The sequence below is a fragment of the Ureibacillus sp. FSL W8-0352 genome, from assembly GCF_038004345.1.
Classification (GTDB): Bacteria; Bacillota; Bacilli; order Bacillales_A; family Planococcaceae; genus Ureibacillus; species Ureibacillus thermosphaericus.
Window position 1 is genome coordinate 226,439 of the sequence record NZ_JBBOQT010000001.1, and the last position, 17,589, is coordinate 244,027.

Genomic DNA, 17,589 nt, shown 5'->3' on the forward strand with positions numbered 1-17,589 from the left:
TAAGTGAGGTAATAACATGACTACATATACACCAATGATGCAACAATATTTATCCATTAAAGCAGATTACGAAGATGCTTTTCTCTTTTTTAGATTAGGTGACTTTTACGAATTGTTTTTTGAAGATGCATTGAAAGCGTCTCAAATACTTGAAATCACTTTAACAGGACGTGATGCGGGTGGAGATGAACGAGTACCGATGTGCGGTGTACCATATCACTCCGCCCAAAGCTACATTGAAACATTAGTATCAAAGGGTTATAAAGTAGCCATTTGCGAACAAGTGGAAGACCCAAAACAAGCAAAAGGTGTAGTGAAGCGTGAAGTCATTCAACTCATTACACCAGGTACGATGATTGAAGGAAAAACAATTGACAATAAATCAAACATTTTCATCGGATGTGCTGAGCGAATTAGTGATCATGAATTTGCATTTGCCTATTTGGATGTTTCCACTGGGGAAGCGAAGTCTTTCATCATTGAAGGCGGCGTAAAGGGGCTTTTTCAACAATTACAAGCCTATAATATTCGAGAACTTGTAGTGACAGATGAATTAAAAATTCTCTTACAAGAACAAGCGGCAAATCTCGGCATTGTTTTATCTATTGAAAATGAAGAGATGCACGATGAAAAAGCTAACAACTATTTACTCCATCTCCCGAAAAAGTGTTTCGGTGTGGCTAAATATTTACTTCAATATATTGAACGTACACAAATGCGCTCCTTATCTCACATTCAACCTTTTACATATACCGAAACGAAACAATATTTACAAATCGATGCCAATTCAAAACGCAACTTAGAACTCCTGCAATCCATTCGTGGAAAGGATCAAAAGGGAACTTTGCTTTGGCTTTTAGACGAGACGGTAACGGCAATGGGCGGAAGAAAGTTAAAACAATGGCTCCACCAACCTCTCGCGAACCGAGCACAAATAGAAGAAAGACTAAACACCGTGACCGATTTACTGGATGAATTTTTCTTGCGAGATGAATTAAGGGAACTGCTAAAAAGCGTCTATGATTTGGAGCGCCTTTCAGGACGAGTTGCATTTGGCAATGTAGGTGGTCGAGATTTAGCGCAACTTCGTGAATCATTAAGACAAGTCCCAACCATTAAAGAAAAACTTCTCGAAAGCAATAAAGAAACGTTAATAAACCTTGCGAGTAAAATGGACGCTTGTGAGGATATTGAGCAATTGCTTTCAAGAGCTATTACGGATCATCCGCCAGTTGCCATTAAAGAGGGAGATGTAATCCGAGAAGGCTACAATCAAAAACTAGATGAATTGCGCTATATTGCCCGAAACGGGAAGGATTGGATTGCCCAGCTTGAGCAAAAAGAAAGGGAGCTAACAGGCATCAAAAATTTAAAAATTGGCTTTAACCGAATTTTTGGTTACTACATTGAAGTAACAAAATCGAACTTATCGAATGTAGATTTATCTCGCTATCATCGAAAACAAACACTAGCCAATGCAGAGCGCTTTATTACGGAAGAATTAAAAGAAAAAGAGACCCAAATCTTGAATGCGGAAGAACAAAGCTTAGCTCTTGAGTACGAACTATTCGTTGAATTAAGAGAACAGTTAAAAGCATATATTCCCCGTGTACAACAACTCGCTTCAATTATTAGCGAATTGGATGTGTACTTAAGCTTTGCAGTTGTATCAGAAAAATATCAATTTACTAAGCCGACTTTCCATGAAGGAAAAGGCTTAAAAATCATTGGCGGAAGACACCCGGTTGTTGAAAAAATGTTAAATAAACAAGGCTATGTACCAAATGATTGCGTGTTAACAGAAGAAAAAAATATGATGCTGATTACCGGACCGAATATGTCTGGGAAAAGTACATATATGCGTCAAGTAGCGTTGATTGTCATATTGGCGCAAATGGGTTGTTATGTACCATGTGATGAAGCGGAATTGCCGATTACCGATCAAATTTTTACTAGAATTGGAGCCGCTGACGACTTAGTTTCTGGCCAATCCACTTTCATGGTGGAAATGCTGGAAAGTCAGTATGCCATTACGAATGCAACGGAAAAAAGTTTGTTATTATTTGATGAAATTGGACGAGGTACATCAACCTATGATGGGATGGCCCTTGCTCAAGCCATGATGGAATATATCCACGACCACATCGGTGCAAATACGCTTTTTTCCACCCATTATCATGAACTAACTGCTTTAGAAGAGGTACTTGAACGGCTTCAAAATGTTCATGTGAGTGCGGTTGAGAAAAATGGCAATGTGGTGTTCTTGCATAAAGTGAAAAAAGGAGCAGCAGATAAAAGTTACGGTGTTCATGTGGCGAAACTAGCAAATATGCCGGAGAAGATTATTGAAAGGGCAAGAATTTTGCTTGAGCAATTTGAATCACAACAAATAGACAACTCAGCCCCTCAAATTGAGGAAGAGGTTCATCAACTATCATTGTTTGAAGAAGATGTAGAGCCTAAACAAGAAAAGAAATCGCTGAAATCTCATGAGCAAGAAGTTTTAAAACGATTAGAAAAAATAAATATCGTATCGATGACACCAATGGAAGCAATGAATCTTTTGTACGAATTGCAACAATCACTAAAACAATAAGGAGGGATACGCATGGGTAAGATTCAACTGATGGATGAATGGCTATCCAACAAAATAGCAGCGGGGGAAGTTGTTGAAAGACCTTCATCGGTTGTGAAAGAACTTGTTGAAAATGCCATTGATGCAGGAAGTTCATCCATTGAAGTTTTCCTTGAGGAAGCGGGCTTAACTTCTATTCAAGTTATTGATAACGGAAGCGGCATGGATGAGACTGATGCGATGTTATGTTTTTATCGCCATGCGACATCCAAAATCTCGAAAGAGCAAGATTTATTTCGCATCCGCACCCTTGGATTCCGGGGGGAAGCTCTTGCATCAATCGCTGCTGTTTCGAAACTTCAATTAAAAACTTCTGATGGGGAATCGGGAATTGAATTAGAACTTGAAGGTGGAAATATTGTATCGAAAAAGCCGGGGCCACTAAGAAAAGGGACAGAAATTACCGTGTCCCAACTATTTTTTAATACACCAGCTCGGCTAAAGTATTTAAAAACGATTCAAACAGAGCTCGGGCACTCCATCGATTTAATGAATCGTTTAGCCCTTGCGTATCCAAATATCGCATTTAAGCTTGTTCATAATGGAGGAACACTCCTTCAAACAAATGGTCGTGGAAATGTGCAACAAGTACTTGCAGCGATTTACGGAATGCAAAATGCAAAAAAGATGATAGCTTTCAGTGGAGAAAATAGAGACTATTCCATTCACGGATATGCTTCTTTGCCTGAAATTACACGCGCGTCTAAAAACTATATCTCCATTTTCGTCAATGGCCGATGGGTGAAACATTACTTAGTCCAAAAATCAATCGTTGATGCTTATCACACTTTTTTGCCGATCGAACGCTTTCCAATCGTTGCATTGTACATCGAAGGCGATCCATATTTGACTGATGTCAATGTGCATCCTACGAAATTACAAATTCGTTTAAGTAAAGAAGAAGAGTTGTTGCCGTTGATTGAACAAACGATTCGCCATGCGATTCGTGAACGTATGAATGTCCCATTAGCTCAAAAAAAAGAGAAAATCATTCGACCAATTTCTGAGCAAATGAATATTTGGAAACAACCTACGATTAATGAATCAAAAATCAAGACAATTGTCGAACGTCTAGCCGATGAATCGGCCATTATAAATGAAAGTCCTGCAATGGATGAAATAGAAATAGAGTCACCCCCAACAGAATTAGTGAACCAATGGGAGAATACAACTAGCCATCAGGAAACAGATGAGGGTGATGAAACAACTATGGAAAAGGCTGAGGCAGTTGTTGAAGAGCCCATCGTCGCTAAACATACAGAACCATTTCCGGAGCTAGAAGTGGTTGGGCAAATTCACGGAACTTATATCGTTGCACAAATGGAAGATGGCTTTTATTTAATCGATCAACACGCTGCACAAGAACGAATAAAATATGAATATTTTAAAGAAAAGGTGGGGGAAGTGGATCCGAATGAGCGGCAAGCATTATTGCTGCCTTTAACGTTCCACTACAGCCAAGATGAGGCATTCATCTTAAAAGAAAATCGACAAGCGTTAGAAGAAGTAGGGGTATTTCTCGAAGAGTTTGGCCCATCTTCTTTTGTTGTTCGTGAACATCCAACTTGGTTCCCAAAAGGTTTTGAACAAGAAATCATCGAAGAATTAATTGAACAAGTATTAAAAACTAGAAAAACGGATGTAAAAAAATTAAGAGAAGAAGCAGCCATCATGATGAGCTGTAAACGTTCCATTAAAGCGAACTATTATTTAACGAAAGAACAAATGGTGGCGCTTATTAACGACCTGCGCAAAGCGGAAAATCCGTTTACTTGCCCTCATGGACGTCCGGTGATGATTCATTTCTCCACTTATGAAATTGAAAAAATGTTTAAACGGGTTATGTAAAAGGAAGTAGCAAAAACTTAATAAAGGAGTGTTCGGATGTTTTCATTTCAAAATCGTTCCAACATGTTGCAACTGTTAAATAACTATTCGTTTGATGTGTTGGTTATTGGCGGTGGAATTACTGGTGCAGGTATTGCGTTGGATGCTGCATCAAGAGGTCTTTCCGTGGCGTTAGTGGATATGCAAGATTTCGCAGCAGGCACTTCCAGCCGTTCAACGAAACTGATTCACGGAGGACTTCGCTATTTAAAACAATTGGAGTTTGCTCTTGTAGCGGAAGTAGGGAGAGAAAGAGAAATTGTTTATAGAAATAGCATCCATGTTACAACTCCTGAAAAAATGCTACTTCCTATTTACAAAAATGGTTCTTTAGGGAAACTATCCACTTCCATTGGCTTAAAAATCTATGATTCATTAGCACAAGTACGCAAATCAGAACGCCGAAAAATGCTTTCAAAGAAAGAGACACTTCAACTCATACCGTTTTTGAAGAAGGACGGCTTGCGCGGCGCTGGTTATTACGTGGAGTATAAAACAGACGATGCAAGACTGACCATCGAGGCAATTAAGAAAGCGGTAGAGTATAAAACGATTTGCTTAAATTACGCAAGAGTAACGGAATTTGTTTATGAGAAAAATCGAATTGTTGCAGCAAAAGTACGTGATGAAATAACTGGGAAAAGAGTAACAATCCATGCCACGCAAATTGTCAATGCTACAGGGCCTTGGGTAGATGAACTTTTATCTAAAGATGTTCCACATAATAAAAAAGGAAAGGTATTAAAATTAACAAAGGGAATTCATATTGTAATAGACAAGTCCGCGCTTCCTTTAGAGCAGGCGATATATTTCGATACAGAAGATGGTCGAATGGTGTTTGCCATCCCGAGAAATCAAAAAATATACGTCGGAACAACAGATACGTTTTATCATGAGGACCTTGTTCATCCGGTTGCAACAAAAGAAGAAGTGGAATATTTGTTGAATGCTCTGCGTTCCGTATTTCCAACCCTATCTTTAGATAGTAAAGATGTAGAGTCTACCTGGGCTGGAATTCGGCCTCTCATTTTTGAAAAAGAAGAGAATCCGTCTGAGATTTCAAGAAAAGATGAAATTTGGACTTCAAAAAGCGGATTAATGACTATCGCAGGGGGAAAGCTCACTGGGTATCGTCTAATGGCGGAACAAATTGTTGATAAAATCGTGAAGAAACATCGTTTTCGCCATGCGACAAAATGCAAAACAAAAACTTTATCGCTTTCTGGTGCTGAGGGTCTTCACTCTAACAATTTTGAGGCATTTGTAAATCACAAGGCAATGGAAGGGACAAAGGTTGGACTGCCTTTCGAAGAAGCAAAGATGCTTGCCAGCATGTATGGAAGGAATGTCGAACGGGTATTTACTTTACTAGAATCACAAGAACCGACTGATAAACTTCCAAAAACGTTGTTTGCTCAGTTGCTTTATAGCATTTATTATGAAATGGCATACACACCAGCTGATTTTTTCATCCGCAGAACAGGCCTCATGTATTTTGATCTTGCACTCGTGGAACGAACAAAAGATGTGGTCATTGAAATAATGAGTAAAAGGCTTGGCTATTCTGAAAATGAAAAGTTATTTTATTCCATGCAGTTAAATCAATTTATTCAAGATGCGAAGGGTGATGGCGGTGAAAAATGCACGATGGATCACTATGAGTGACGGAGTACAAATCTACACAAGAATTTATGAACAAGAACAGCCAATCGGAAACTTTTATATTCTTCACGGCATGGGAGAACATGGAGATCGCTACGATGAATTTGCCCGTATACTGTGTCAGAATGGATATCGAGTGGTTGTACATGACCACCGGGGCCACGGGAAAACGGGTGAAGCGAGCGGAAAGTTTGGCTATTTTTGTGACGAAGATGGTTTTGAGCGAGTTGTGCAAGATGTGTATGAAGTCATGAATGAAACGATGAATGATGAGCTTGAGTGTATTTTATTTGGCCACAGCATGGGTTCCTTTATTGCCCGCCGATTTATTCAACTTCATTCAAGTCTCGTCCATCAATGTATTTTATGTGGAACGGGCTCAACAACAGCTTTGCATTATGTAGGGAATGTCCTTGCCAAATTTCTTGCTCGTTATCAAGGAAAAGAGATGGAAAGTAAATGGATGAATGAATTAACTTTCACAAGCTTCAACAAACAATTTGAAAACGCTAAAACCCCATTTGATTGGTTAAGCAGTAATATAAAAGAAGTGGAAAATTATTTGGAAGATCCTTATTGCGGATTCATCCCAACCCATCAATTTTTTAAAGATTTAACAGAAGGGCTGCTGTTAATTCATCAAAAAGATGAAAATAAAAAAATACGAAAAGACTTGCCTGTTCTTTTAGTTAGCGGCAGTGTAGATCCGGTTGGGAACAATGGTAAAGGGGTGTTTAAAGTCGCAAAAGAATTAACAGATGCAGGCCTTCAGCATGTTGCGGTTTATTTGTTTGAAGGCATGCGACATGAAATATTAAATGAACAAAATAAAGAAGTAGTATATCAAGTCCTATTACGGTGGTTAAAAAATGGAAAAACAAATTGATGTAGTAGCAATCGTTGGCCCTACCGCTTCTGGAAAAACGGCATTGAGCATCAAAATGGCGAAAGCTTTTGACGGTGAAATCATTAACGGCGATTCAATGCAAGTTTATAAAGGTCTTAATATTGGGACTGCAAAAATCCGAGAAGAAGAAATGGAAGGCATCCCTCATTATCTATTAAGCTTCAAAGAACCGACTGAAAGCTTTTCCGTAGCGGAATACCAACGATTAGTAAGAGAAAAAATAGAGGAAATTCAAAGTAGAAGAAAACTGCCAATTATCGTTGGCGGAACAGGTTTATATATTCAGGCTGTATTATACGATTTTCAATTTACTGAAGAAAAAGTGGACGAAGAAGCGCGCAAGAAATATTACGAGGAATTCGCATTAGTAGGGCCAAAAGCAATGCATGAGAAACTTGCAGCACTAGATCCGGAAACGGCAAAAACAATTCATCCGAACAACACACGCCGCGTCATTCGGGCATTGGAATTAATTGAACTGCATGGCGTTTCTAAACAATCGGAGGAACTGAATCGAGGTAATGTTCCGTTGTACAACCATTTAATTATTGGTATGAATATCGACCGGGAAGAATTGTATAGAAGAATCAACGAACGGGTTGATTTAATGATGGAACAAGGGTTGCTTGAAGAAGTCCGAAGCTTGTGGAAGAAAAATATCCGCGGTGTACAATCCATAAAAGCAATTGGTTACAAAGAGTTATATGACTATTTGGATGGCCATATTTCCTTGGAAGAAGCGGTGGAACAAATTAAGCAAAATTCCCGTCGATATGCAAAAAGGCAGTTAACCTATTTTCGAAACAAAATGGATGTGCAATGGATAGGAAATGATTGGGAAAGTATTTTAAAAATGTCTAAATTTTTTTATAATAAAGAAGGAAAATAATCCATTTGCATCGAATAATTTACACTAGAGAAAAAAATAGATGAGGTGTGCGGTGTGAAATCAATGAATTTACAAGATGCTTTCTTAAACAATTTGCGTAAAAGCAATACATTTGTAACTGTCTTTTTATTAAATGGTTTCCAATTAAAGGGAACTGTTAAGTCTTATGATAACTTTACGGTGTTAATTGAATCGGAAGGTAAACAACATTTAATTTATAAACATGCCATTTCAACATTTTCACCATCAAAAAATGTTTCCCTTCAATCAGAAGAGTAAACGCATGAAAATCGGCAGTATTCTACTCGCCGATTTTTATTTGTGCGCCCGGCATGTACATGAACTATAGGGTGTAAGTCCCGAACCCCGAAGACAGAAGTAGAGGTTAGCCAAGAGCAAGGGTGTCCGTGGTGACGCGGAATCTGAAGGAAGCTGGAGGCAAAACACCGGTCCGAGGAACACGAACCTCATATAAGGCTAGGTATGATTGAGTGAGTTTGCGAAACAAAACAAAGCTCTTTCTGTCGAAGGTCATATCGAGTAAATGAGGCGGATAGATGGTGTGAAAGTGCATGTACTTACCCGGGGAGGTCTGGCGGATAGGTGAAGTACGCTTCATAACCTACTTAGTGATAAGTAGCTGAACCGTCAGAAGTCAGCAGAGGTCATAGTATTAGTTGGTCTAGAACAACTGAGAAGGACCGAACAATTAAGAGAGAATAGCCCTTGGCATTCAGTGAGTCATGATGAACACAGAAAACGTAGTACCTCACTTGAGGAAGGAAGCGGTGAATCCCGTGGAAGACCTCTTGGAGGGTGGAGTGACCACTGGCATAAAGAGAACAGCTATTCACGGAAGTTATATAAAGACTTGCGTCAATCATCTTAATTGAACCGCCGTATACGGAACCGTACGTACGGTGGTGTGAGAGGACGGGAGTTAATCGCTCCCTCCTACTCGATTGTCGATTATAATATTTGGCAGATGAAAGTTTGGAGGTATTCGTATGAAAACAATGACAACGGAAGAATTGATTAATTTATTGGATGCAAATGAGGACTTAAATATTATTGATGTACGCGAAGATTTTGAAGTGGCAAACGGAATGATTCCAGGTGCTGTTCATATTCCTTTAGGATCTATCCCTGAACGCATGAAGGAATTAGATCCTACAAAAGAATATATTATTGTATGCCGTTCGGGTGTTCGCAGTGCTAATGCTTGCCAATTTTTAGAATCAAATGGGTATAATGTGACAAATTTAGAAGGCGGCATGGAAGCGTACGATGGAGAATTAGAGTTTAAATAATGAATTATTCGGGGGAGTTCTTGAGAGGACTCCCCTTTTTTAGTGCGCCTGGCATGGGTGTAATCTATAGGGTGTAAGTCCCGAACTGTGAAGGCAGAAGTAACAGTTAGCTTAACGCAAGGGTGTCCGTGGTGACGCGGAATCTGAAGGAAGCGAGCGGCAAACTTCCGGTCTGAGGAACACGAACTTCATATAAGGCTAGGTATCATTGGATGAGTTTGCTAAACAAAACAAAGTCCTTTCTGCCAAAGGTGGTACAGAGTAAATGAAGCAGATAGATGGAAGGAAAGATTACATTCTTACCCGGGGAGGTCTGGCGGATATGTGAAGTACGCTTCATAACCTACTTAGTGATAAGTAGCTGAACCGTCAGAAGTCAGCAGAGGTCATAGTATTAGTTGGTTTAGAACTACTAAGAAGGACCGAACAATTAAGAGAGAATAGCCCTTGGCATTCAGTGAGTCATGATGAACACAGAAAACGTAGTACCTCACTTGAGGAAGGAAGCGGTGAATCCCGTGGGAGACCTCTTGGAGGGTGGAGTGACCACTGGCATAAAGAGAACAGCTATTCACGGAAGTTATAAAGACTTGCGTCAATCATCTTAATTGAACCGCCGTATACGGAACCGTACGTACGGTGGTGTGAGAGGACGGGAGTTAATCGCTCCCTCCTACTCGATTTGAGCGAGTTGATAACTCCAGGAATTTTGTCCAGTGCAGCATGTATTTGAGGAAAAGGCGAAAGTATTTAAATAAATTCAAGTGTTTAGGTTGTCTATTTCCAGCAATACAGTTGACTCCTTTCAACGAACTGATAAGATGGTAAAGGATAAAAATAAAAGAAATTCCTTCAAAAGCAAAAAAGACAGGAGTATCACAAATGTTCGTATCTAACTTAAAACCTGAAATTGTAGAACTTGCAAAAAAAATCGAAGTAAAAGTAAAGCCTTACCATGAAAGAGTGGATGAAACAGCTTTTTTCAATCAACAAAAGGTATTAGCTGCTTTTCGTAAACATCAAGTAAGCGATTTTCATCTTAATCCATCAACAGGGTATGGATATGATGATGAGGGACGAGATAATTTAGAACGAGTTTATGCGGAAGTGTTCGGTGCAGAAAGTGCCCTTGTTCGAAGTCAAATTATCTCTGGAACTCATGCGATTACGTTAAGTTTATTTGGTGTGCTACGACCTGGAGATGAATTAATCTATATCACAGGGAAACCTTACGATACCCTCCAATCGATTGTTGATGGTGGTGAAAAAGATACAGGTTCTTTAAAAGATTTCGATATTCAGTATCGACATATTGATTTAATTAATGATCATGAAATTGATTGGGAAGGTGTTCGACAAGCCATCAATGAAAAGACGAAAATGGTTGCAATCCAGCGCTCAAAAGGTTATGCAATCAGACCTTCCTTTACAATTGATCAAATACGTGAAATGTGTGAAAAAATAAGAGAAATCAAACAAGACGTCGTAATCTTTGTTGACAATTGCTACGGTGAGTTTGTAGAAAGATTAGAGCCGACAGAAGTTGGGGCTGATTTAATGGCAGGTTCACTTATCAAAAATCCAGGAGGAGGACTTGCCAAAACAGGTGGATACATCGCTGGTAGAGCTGATTTAGTTGAGAAATGCGCTTATCGTATGACGAGCCCTGGCATTGGTGGAGAAGCTGGCGCATCTTTAAATACGCTAATCGATTTTTATCAAGGCTTTTTCTTAGCACCTCATATTGTGGCGCAAAGTTTGAAAGGAGCAATCTTTACATCTGCCATGTTAGAGGAAGTTGGAATGAAAACAACTCCTCATTTTACGGAATACCGCACGGATTTAATACAATCCGTATCGTTCCAAACTTCGGAGCAGATGATTGCCTTTTGTCAAGAAATACAAGCAGCCTCTCCAATTAATGCCCATTATGCGCCTGTTCCGTCATACATGCCTGGATACGAAGATGATGTCATCATGGCGGCAGGCACTTTCGTTCAAGGTTCAAGTATTGAACTAACAGCAGATGGTCCAATACGACCGCCGTATACTGCATATGTACAGGGTGGCTTAACATACGAGCATGTAAAATATGCGGTTTGCAGCGCAGTTCAAAAATTAAAGTCTATTTAAAGCAGTTCATTAAGAGCTGCTTTTTTTCGTTTTATTGAAAAATCTACTACGTTAGCAGGTTACTTGCAATTAGTAGGAAACACCTGAACAATCAGTCATAAGTTTTCTTAACCTGCTGTATTGTTTGTTCACTTAAACTTCGATTTGTGTTAACTTACTTAATAGAGTAGTCAAAAAGAGGGAATAGAATGATAACACTTGAATGTATCAAAAATTATGGAGAATTTATTGCAATTGAAGCGAATGAACCCATGCGCACGTTTAGTTCAGCTATGCACAATCCTGGTTATGGTCATTATCAATATTTTATTAATCGTACTGTTGATAAATCCTACTTTCCTCAGGATGCCCATGAGGAAATGAAACAATTTCTTCTATCCAAAGGCTTTCCACTTGATAAAACCGTAGCGATGATGACGGCTGTCGATATGAAATTTGCATTTTCACGTTTTTACGAGGAGGGTGAAACTTCCATCGTTTTACTTGTTACTGCTGGATTGAGTAATGCGGTGGATGTTACAAAATCTCATGCATATTCTTATAAACCAGCAAATGGCACAATCAATATCTTTATTTTCATAAACGGTTATTTAACGGATGAGGCATTAATTCAAGCATTATGTTGCGCTATTGAAGTGAAAACAAAAGTGCTCGCGGAACGAAACATTATCGATTCCAATTCCGGCACGATTGCGACAGGTACTTCTACTGATAGCGTTTGCATTGCCTCCACTCAAAAAGGGGAATTTCATGAATATGGAGGGTCCATTACAAAACTTGGTTCGTTTGTTGGAAAAGCCTTATATGAAACGTTAACAATGGCCGTTGATGAATATATTGCTTATACGAAAGGAATATCGAAAACATGACGATTGTTGCAGTGATTGTTGGACAATTGCTAGATGCTTTTATCGGTGACCCTCCAAAATTTCCCCACCCTGTTCGGTGGATCGGTTCATTCATCAGATTCCTTACCTATCGTTTCAATAAAGGATCTTACCGCTTTCTTAAAGGAATGATTACCGGTATTCTCGTTGTATCTGTTGTAGCTATTACAACTTTTCTTATAGTGTATTTAGCTTATAAAATTCATGTAATAGTAGGCATACTCATTGAAGGGGTATTGATTGGGATTGGACTAGCCCAAAAAAGTTTAAAAGAAGCAGCAATGGAAGTATATAATGCGTTAATTGCAGGAGATTTAAATGAAGCTAGAAAAAAACTATCGTGGATTGTGGGGCGCGATACCGAACATTTAGAGGAATCGGAAATTGTGCGCGGTGTTGTAGAAACAGTCTCTGAAAATACAAGTGATGGGGTAACAGCACCACTATTTTACGCTTGTCTTTTTGGAGCAACTGGATTATGGGCTTATAAAGCAATTAACACGTTAGATTCCATGATTGGTTATAAAAATGAAAAATATATTGAGTTTGGAAAATTTAGTGCAAAGTTGGATGACGTGGCTAACTTTATTCCAAGTCGATTAACAGGTTTGATTATTTTATTGTTCACGAAAAATAAAACCCATCGCTCGTTAACTGAACGGATTCGTTTATGGAGGATAGATGCAAAAAAACATCCTAGTCCTAATAGCGGTTATTTAGAAGCTGCTACCAGCTATCAACTTGGAATTAGACTAGGAGGCTACAACTCTTACCAAGGTGTACAATCCTTTAGAGCTTATATGGGAAAAGCGGATGTGCCGTTAGAGGTAAACCATATTAAAGAAGCAATTCGCCATATGTTTATCGTTTCAGCACTATTTACGATTATCATGGGAGGTGGCGTCGTTGCAATTACCGCCGCATGGGGCTAATTACAAAACGCTTTATCAACGTTTTCAGATTCCAATTCCTGAAAAAGTATATGATTTAAGTGAAAATGTGAATGCATTTGGCTTTCCTCAGAAAGTGAAAGAAGCTTGGTCCCAATTCATTCACCATATTTCCACCTATCCGCATCCAGAAGCAGAACCGTTAAGAACAATGCTAGCAAAGAAACTAAATGTTCAACGGGAAAACCTTATCATTGGAAACGGCGCGGCAGAATTATTAACCTTTTTTGCTGGAAGATTTACTAATCAACAAGTAATCATCGTTCATCCAACCTTTTCTGAATATAAATCGACGTTGGAAGTGCAAGGAGCCAAAATCATTGAACATGTGGCTCAAGAAATTACGACATACAAACTTCCAATGAATCAAATCAAAAAGAGCATGCATGATGCTTCTTGCCTCTACTTATGTAATCCGAATAATCCAACGGGCTCCCTTATTTCAAAGGATATAATTGAAGAACTCTTGATTTACGGAAGAGAAGTAGGTTGTGAGCTGTTAGTTGATGAGGCCTTTATGGATTGGACCGATGAATCTGAATCTGTTATCTCCCTAATAAAACAATATTCTAATCTTTCGGTTATGAGATCGATGACGAAAATGTACGGTATTGCTGGCATTCGATTAGGATATTTAGTTTCAAGCGAAAATGTTATCAATCAGTTGAGAGAAAAGCTTCCTCATTGGCACGTAAATGCTTTGGCAATCGAAATCGGCAGATTGTGTTTAGAAGATGATAAATTTCGAAAAGAAAGCATTGAAAATCACCAATCATTAAAAAGAAATCTAGAAAACTATTTGCACAAACAACAATGCATCATAACGAAAAGCGTTGCGAACTTTTTATGCTTTCAATTGAAAGAATCGGAAAAAACAAGAGATTTTTATTTTTATTGCCTTCGTAATGGAGTTGTCTTAAGACATACAGAAAATTTTGTTGGTATGGATGGCAAATGGCTTCGAATTGGAATTAAAAGCGAAAAAGCAATCGAAAAATTTCAGCAAGTTATGGATGAATGGTATGGAAAATAAATTAGAACTTTATATCGTGCGCCATGGAGAAACAGAATGGAATAAAGAAGGGCGGCTGCAAGGGTGGCTCGATTCAAATTTAACGAAAATGGGCATTGAGCAAGTCATGCGTTTAAAAGGGCAACTTCAAGACATTTCATTTGATGCGGCTTTTTCTAGTCCTTCAAAAAGAGCCTATGACACTGCCGAAATATTAGTAGGTCATTATTTAACGATTGAAAAAGATGCTAGATTGCAAGAAATTCATTTAGGTAGTTGGCAAGGAAAGCGGATTGCAGAAATTCAAAATGATGATGCAGAAAGATACGAGGAATATTGCTGTTATCCAGAACGATACACCCCTGATACCGGGGAAAGTTTCCAACAAGTTATTCAACGAATGGACGAGTTTGTTCAATTTTGTGCAAGAAAATTGAGCTCGGGGAAAATTCTTGTTGTATCCCATGGTGTAGCCATTCGCGCCCTAATATTATCGATTTTACGATTACCAATTCAACATATATGGGACTTTGAAATTGAAGGAGCAAGTGTCACAAAAATTATCGTGACAAAGGAAAATCGAATGATTGAATATATCGGAAAGGTCTTTTAGTTTGAATATACAACTCCAATGAAAAATATATTGAACTAAATAAGATAAACGGAGTTGTTTACATGTACGCCCATCATTTAAGACTTGTATTACAACATTTTGCTTTAATGTGGGGTTTAACGGCCATTGGTTTATTGATTGGAATGTTATTGCCATCCTCAATTGTTTTGGCCATTGCAATTATGAATATTTTCTTGTTAATTGTCGTCGTTTTTGTACGCAATGCATATTTAGCGGGTGGAATTTTATATGCTGTTCCATTTTTAACAGGTATTATGTTCTTTTGGTTAGGTCAGTTTTTTATAGAGGCACTAGGAGCAGCATTTTTGCTTTCCGTATTTTTTGGAACGGTAATTCTATTTATTATACTTGCGTTAGTGGGATTAAATATACCACGGGATCTTTCTAGCTGGGGAATGTATTTAGTGGCAATTTTACTTATTGGTATTATATTTTCCCTTATTTATTTCTTTATCACAGTTAGCAGTACAGTACATATATTGATTGCAGCTTTAATCGTATTGGTATTTGCTCTTTTCACTGTGTATGATGTTAATTTAATTCGGAATCATTATGTAAAAGAAGATGAAGTTGTAAAGATGGCTTTGAGTTTATATTTAGTTTTTATCAATTTATTGATCCATTTATTAGAATGGATTTACCGATGGAAAAAAGGATAATGATAAAGGAAAAAACTGTGGAAAATGACAATCAAGTTTTCCACAGTCTTTTTGTTTTGCGTCAAAATAAAAAATAAACAATTTTTCTTAGATAAACGGCAATTTATCTCGAATATACAATAAATTACTGATGTTAGGTTTTCTAACATGACATTGACAAATAAAATGACAGGTAGTAAAATTTCCTCATTGGGGAGGAGTGACATGTCAAATCAAAAGAAACGGACGAGTGAAATTCGAAAATCTATGCCTTTATTGCCAATTGGTACGGTAATTCAATTAACGGATCTTACGGCGCGCCAAATTCGTTATTATGAAGAACATGATTTAATTCGTCCACATCGTACAGAAGGCAATCAACGAATGTTTTCGTTAAATGATGTTGATCAACTGCTAGAAATTAAAGATTTACTTGAACAAGGCTTAAACATTGCGGGAATCAAAAAAGTCTTTGAAATGAAAAAAGAGGAAAATGAGCATAATAAAATCGGAAAAGAACTATCAGAAGATAAAATCCGCAGCATTTTGCGGGAAGAAATGAAGATTGCTCAATCCCGTTTGCAAAAACCTTCCTTGCGTTATGGAGACGTTAATAGGCTCTATCAATAACAATCGTCAAAGCAAAGCTAACATAATTAGGAGAGTGGATTTTTTGAGTCGTTATACAAAAGAAGATATCTATCGTTTAGTAGAAGAAAAGGAAGTAAAATTCATCCGACTACAATTTACAGATATTTTAGGAACAATCAAAAACGTGGAAATTCCTGTAAGCCAATTGGATAAGGCATTGAACAATAAAATGATGTTCGACGGATCTTCCATTGAAGGATTTGTGCGAATTGAAGAATCTGATATGTATTTATATCCGGATTTAGATACATTCATGGTATTCCCTTGGACAACTGGGAAAGGAAAGGTAGCTCGTTTTATTTGTGATATTTACACTGCTGATGGCGAACCATTCTTAGGTGACCCTCGCACAAACTTGAAACGAATTATTAAAGAAATGCAAGAAATGGGCTTTACCGATTTCAATCTAGGGCCTGAACCAGAGTTCTTCTTATTTAAATTGGATGAAAACGGCGAACCTACTTTAGAAGTTAACGACCATGGTGGATATTTTGATTTAGCTCCAACTGACCTTGGAGAAAACTGCCGCCGCGATATTGTATTAGAGTTAGAAGAGATGGGCTTCGAAGTGGAAGCGTCTCACCATGAAGTGGCGCCAGGACAACATGAAATCGACTTCAAATACGCGGATGTTATTACAGCTTGCGACAATATTCAAACTTTCAAATTAGTGGTGAAAACCATTGCCCGCAAACATGGTTTACACGCAACATTTATGCCGAAGCCATTATTTGGCGAAGCCGGTTCAGGAATGCACTGCAACGTTTCTTTATTCAAAGGAAATGAAAATGCCTTCTTTGATCCAAACACTGAACTTGGATTATCCGAAACAGCGATGCAATTTATGGCTGGTGTATTAAAACACGTACAAAGCTTTACGGCCATTACAAATCCAACAGTGAACTCTTACAAGCGTTTAGTACCTGGGTTTGAAGCCCCTGTATATGTCGCTTGGTCTGCACAAAATCGCTCTCCATTAATTCGTGTACCAGCTTCTCGCGGAGTGTCAACACGTATTGAAGTGCGTTCCGTTGACCCATCAGCGAATCCATATTTAGCAATGACAGTTATTTTAGCGGCTGGTCTTGACGGAATTAAAAATAAATTAACGCCGCCAGCACCAATTAACCGAAACATTTATATCATGACTGAGGAAGAGCGCCGTGAAAACGGAATTGAAAACTTGCCTGCGCAATTGGACGATGCGCTACGCTTGTTGGAACAAGATGAAGTGGTGAAAAACGCACTTGGACCACATATTTACCAAAACTTTAAAGAAGCGAAGGAAATCGAATTCGAAATGTACCGCTCCACAGTTCACCCGTGGGAGAGAGAGCATTATTTGAAGATGTATTAATTAGTGAAGTATACAAAGACAGCAGCCTTAGAATTAC

17 protein-coding genes are annotated in these 17,589 nt (G+C 38.4%); all 17 read left to right on the plus strand.

What is annotated here, in order from left to right; translation table 11 throughout:
• The first annotated feature begins 16 nt into the window (after positions 1–16).
• The 17 genes from mutS to glnA all read left to right on the plus strand — a co-directional run bounded on the left by mutS (position 17) and on the right by glnA (position 17,552).
• Positions 17–2,596 (plus strand): DNA mismatch repair protein MutS, encoded by a 2,580-nt coding sequence (gene mutS, locus NST98_RS01145; protein ID WP_340714168.1) that lies wholly within the window; start codon positions 17–19, stop codon positions 2,594–2,596.
• A 12-nt stretch (positions 2,597–2,608) separates the two neighbouring features.
• Entirely contained in the window at positions 2,609–4,483 is a 1,875-nt protein-coding gene (mutL, locus tag NST98_RS01150) for a DNA mismatch repair endonuclease MutL (protein ID WP_340714169.1), read from the plus strand.
• Positions 4,484–4,519: 36 nt separating this feature from the next.
• Entirely contained in the window at positions 4,520–6,187 is a 1,668-nt protein-coding gene (locus NST98_RS01155) for a glycerol-3-phosphate dehydrogenase/oxidase (protein ID WP_340714170.1), read from the plus strand.
• A complete protein-coding gene (locus tag NST98_RS01160; RefSeq protein WP_340714171.1) occupies positions 6,180–7,070 on the plus strand; it encodes an alpha/beta fold hydrolase in 891 nt (296 codons plus the stop codon). Before NST98_RS01155 ends, NST98_RS01160 begins: the two co-directional genes overlap by 8 nt.
• Positions 7,054–7,980 (plus strand): tRNA (adenosine(37)-N6)-dimethylallyltransferase MiaA, encoded by a 927-nt coding sequence (gene miaA, locus NST98_RS01165; protein WP_340714172.1) that lies wholly within the window; start codon positions 7,054–7,056, stop codon positions 7,978–7,980. The genes NST98_RS01160 and miaA overlap by 17 nt, the downstream gene beginning before the upstream one ends.
• Before the next feature lie 54 nt (positions 7,981–8,034).
• Positions 8,035–8,259 carry an RNA chaperone Hfq gene (gene hfq / locus NST98_RS01170; RefSeq protein WP_096550720.1) on the plus strand — a complete coding sequence of 75 codons (225 nt, stop codon included), beginning with the start codon at positions 8,035–8,037 and terminating at the stop codon, positions 8,257–8,259.
• Between the two features lie 464 nt (positions 8,260–8,723).
• Positions 8,724–8,873 carry a hypothetical protein gene (locus NST98_RS01175; RefSeq protein WP_340714173.1) on the plus strand — a complete coding sequence of 50 codons (150 nt, stop codon included), beginning with the start codon at positions 8,724–8,726 and terminating at the stop codon, positions 8,871–8,873.
• A gap of 114 nt (positions 8,874–8,987) precedes the next feature.
• Positions 8,988–9,290 (plus strand): rhodanese-like domain-containing protein, encoded by a 303-nt coding sequence (locus NST98_RS01180; RefSeq protein ID WP_016836844.1) that lies wholly within the window; start codon positions 8,988–8,990, stop codon positions 9,288–9,290.
• A 464-nt stretch (positions 9,291–9,754) separates the two neighbouring features.
• Positions 9,755–9,898, plus strand: coding sequence for a hypothetical protein (locus tag NST98_RS01185; protein WP_172597779.1), 144 nt, complete (start codon positions 9,755–9,757; stop codon positions 9,896–9,898).
• Positions 9,899–10,172: 274 nt separating this feature from the next.
• Positions 10,173–11,423: a methionine gamma-lyase family protein gene (locus tag NST98_RS01190; protein ID WP_340714174.1), complete on the plus strand. Its 1,251-nt coding sequence runs from the start codon at positions 10,173–10,175 to the stop codon at positions 11,421–11,423.
• Positions 11,424–11,611: 188 nt separating this feature from the next.
• Entirely contained in the window at positions 11,612–12,292 is a 681-nt protein-coding gene (locus NST98_RS01195) for an adenosylcobinamide amidohydrolase (RefSeq protein ID WP_016836846.1), read from the plus strand.
• The gene (gene cbiB, locus NST98_RS01200) at positions 12,289–13,242 is read left to right on the plus strand and encodes an adenosylcobinamide-phosphate synthase CbiB (protein ID WP_340714175.1); all 954 of its coding nucleotides are present in this window, start codon (positions 12,289–12,291) and stop codon (positions 13,240–13,242) included. Before NST98_RS01195 ends, cbiB begins: the two co-directional genes overlap by 4 nt.
• The gene (locus tag NST98_RS01205; protein ID WP_340714176.1) at positions 13,217–14,293 is read left to right on the plus strand and encodes a pyridoxal phosphate-dependent aminotransferase; all 1,077 of its coding nucleotides are present in this window, start codon (positions 13,217–13,219) and stop codon (positions 14,291–14,293) included. The genes cbiB and NST98_RS01205 overlap by 26 nt, the downstream gene beginning before the upstream one ends.
• A complete protein-coding gene (locus tag NST98_RS01210; RefSeq protein WP_340714177.1) occupies positions 14,283–14,885 on the plus strand; it encodes a histidine phosphatase family protein in 603 nt (200 codons plus the stop codon). The genes NST98_RS01205 and NST98_RS01210 overlap by 11 nt, the downstream gene beginning before the upstream one ends.
• Before the next feature lie 62 nt (positions 14,886–14,947).
• Positions 14,948–15,565, plus strand: a complete 618-nt coding sequence (locus NST98_RS01215) for a Bax inhibitor-1/YccA family protein (RefSeq protein ID WP_340714178.1) — start codon at positions 14,948–14,950, stop codon at positions 15,563–15,565.
• A 204-nt stretch (positions 15,566–15,769) separates the two neighbouring features.
• Positions 15,770–16,174 (plus strand): MerR family transcriptional regulator, encoded by a 405-nt coding sequence (locus NST98_RS01220; protein WP_016836852.1) that lies wholly within the window; start codon positions 15,770–15,772, stop codon positions 16,172–16,174.
• Positions 16,175–16,217: 43 nt separating this feature from the next.
• Entirely contained in the window at positions 16,218–17,552 is a 1,335-nt protein-coding gene (gene glnA, locus NST98_RS01225; protein WP_340714179.1) for a type I glutamate--ammonia ligase, read from the plus strand.
• Positions 17,553–17,589: the final 37 nt, after the last annotated feature.

What these genes read in the sequence shown, in the direction of transcription:
- mutS (WP_340714168.1), top strand. Translation starts at nt 17, where the DNA reads ATGACTACATATACACCAATGATGCAACAATATTTATCCATTAAAGCA.
- mutL (WP_340714169.1), top strand. Translation starts at nt 2,609, where the DNA reads ATGGGTAAGATTCAACTGATGGATGAATGGCTATCCAACAAAATAGCA.
- NST98_RS01155 (WP_340714170.1), top strand. Translation starts at nt 4,520, where the DNA reads ATGTTTTCATTTCAAAATCGTTCCAACATGTTGCAACTGTTAAATAAC.
- NST98_RS01160 (WP_340714171.1), top strand. Translation starts at nt 6,180, where the DNA reads ATGAGTGACGGAGTACAAATCTACACAAGAATTTATGAACAAGAACAG.
- miaA (WP_340714172.1), top strand. Translation starts at nt 7,054, where the DNA reads ATGGAAAAACAAATTGATGTAGTAGCAATCGTTGGCCCTACCGCTTCT.
- NST98_RS01175 (WP_340714173.1), top strand. Translation starts at nt 8,724, where the DNA reads ATGATGAACACAGAAAACGTAGTACCTCACTTGAGGAAGGAAGCGGTG.
- NST98_RS01180 (WP_016836844.1), top strand. Translation starts at nt 8,988, where the DNA reads ATGAAAACAATGACAACGGAAGAATTGATTAATTTATTGGATGCAAAT.
- NST98_RS01185 (WP_172597779.1), top strand. Translation starts at nt 9,755, where the DNA reads ATGATGAACACAGAAAACGTAGTACCTCACTTGAGGAAGGAAGCGGTG.
- NST98_RS01190 (WP_340714174.1), top strand. Translation starts at nt 10,173, where the DNA reads ATGTTCGTATCTAACTTAAAACCTGAAATTGTAGAACTTGCAAAAAAA.
- NST98_RS01195 (WP_016836846.1), top strand. Translation starts at nt 11,612, where the DNA reads ATGATAACACTTGAATGTATCAAAAATTATGGAGAATTTATTGCAATT.
- cbiB (WP_340714175.1), top strand. Translation starts at nt 12,289, where the DNA reads ATGACGATTGTTGCAGTGATTGTTGGACAATTGCTAGATGCTTTTATC.
- NST98_RS01210 (WP_340714177.1), top strand. Translation starts at nt 14,283, where the DNA reads ATGGAAAATAAATTAGAACTTTATATCGTGCGCCATGGAGAAACAGAA.
- NST98_RS01215 (WP_340714178.1), top strand. Translation starts at nt 14,948, where the DNA reads ATGTACGCCCATCATTTAAGACTTGTATTACAACATTTTGCTTTAATG.
- NST98_RS01220 (WP_016836852.1), top strand. Translation starts at nt 15,770, where the DNA reads ATGTCAAATCAAAAGAAACGGACGAGTGAAATTCGAAAATCTATGCCT.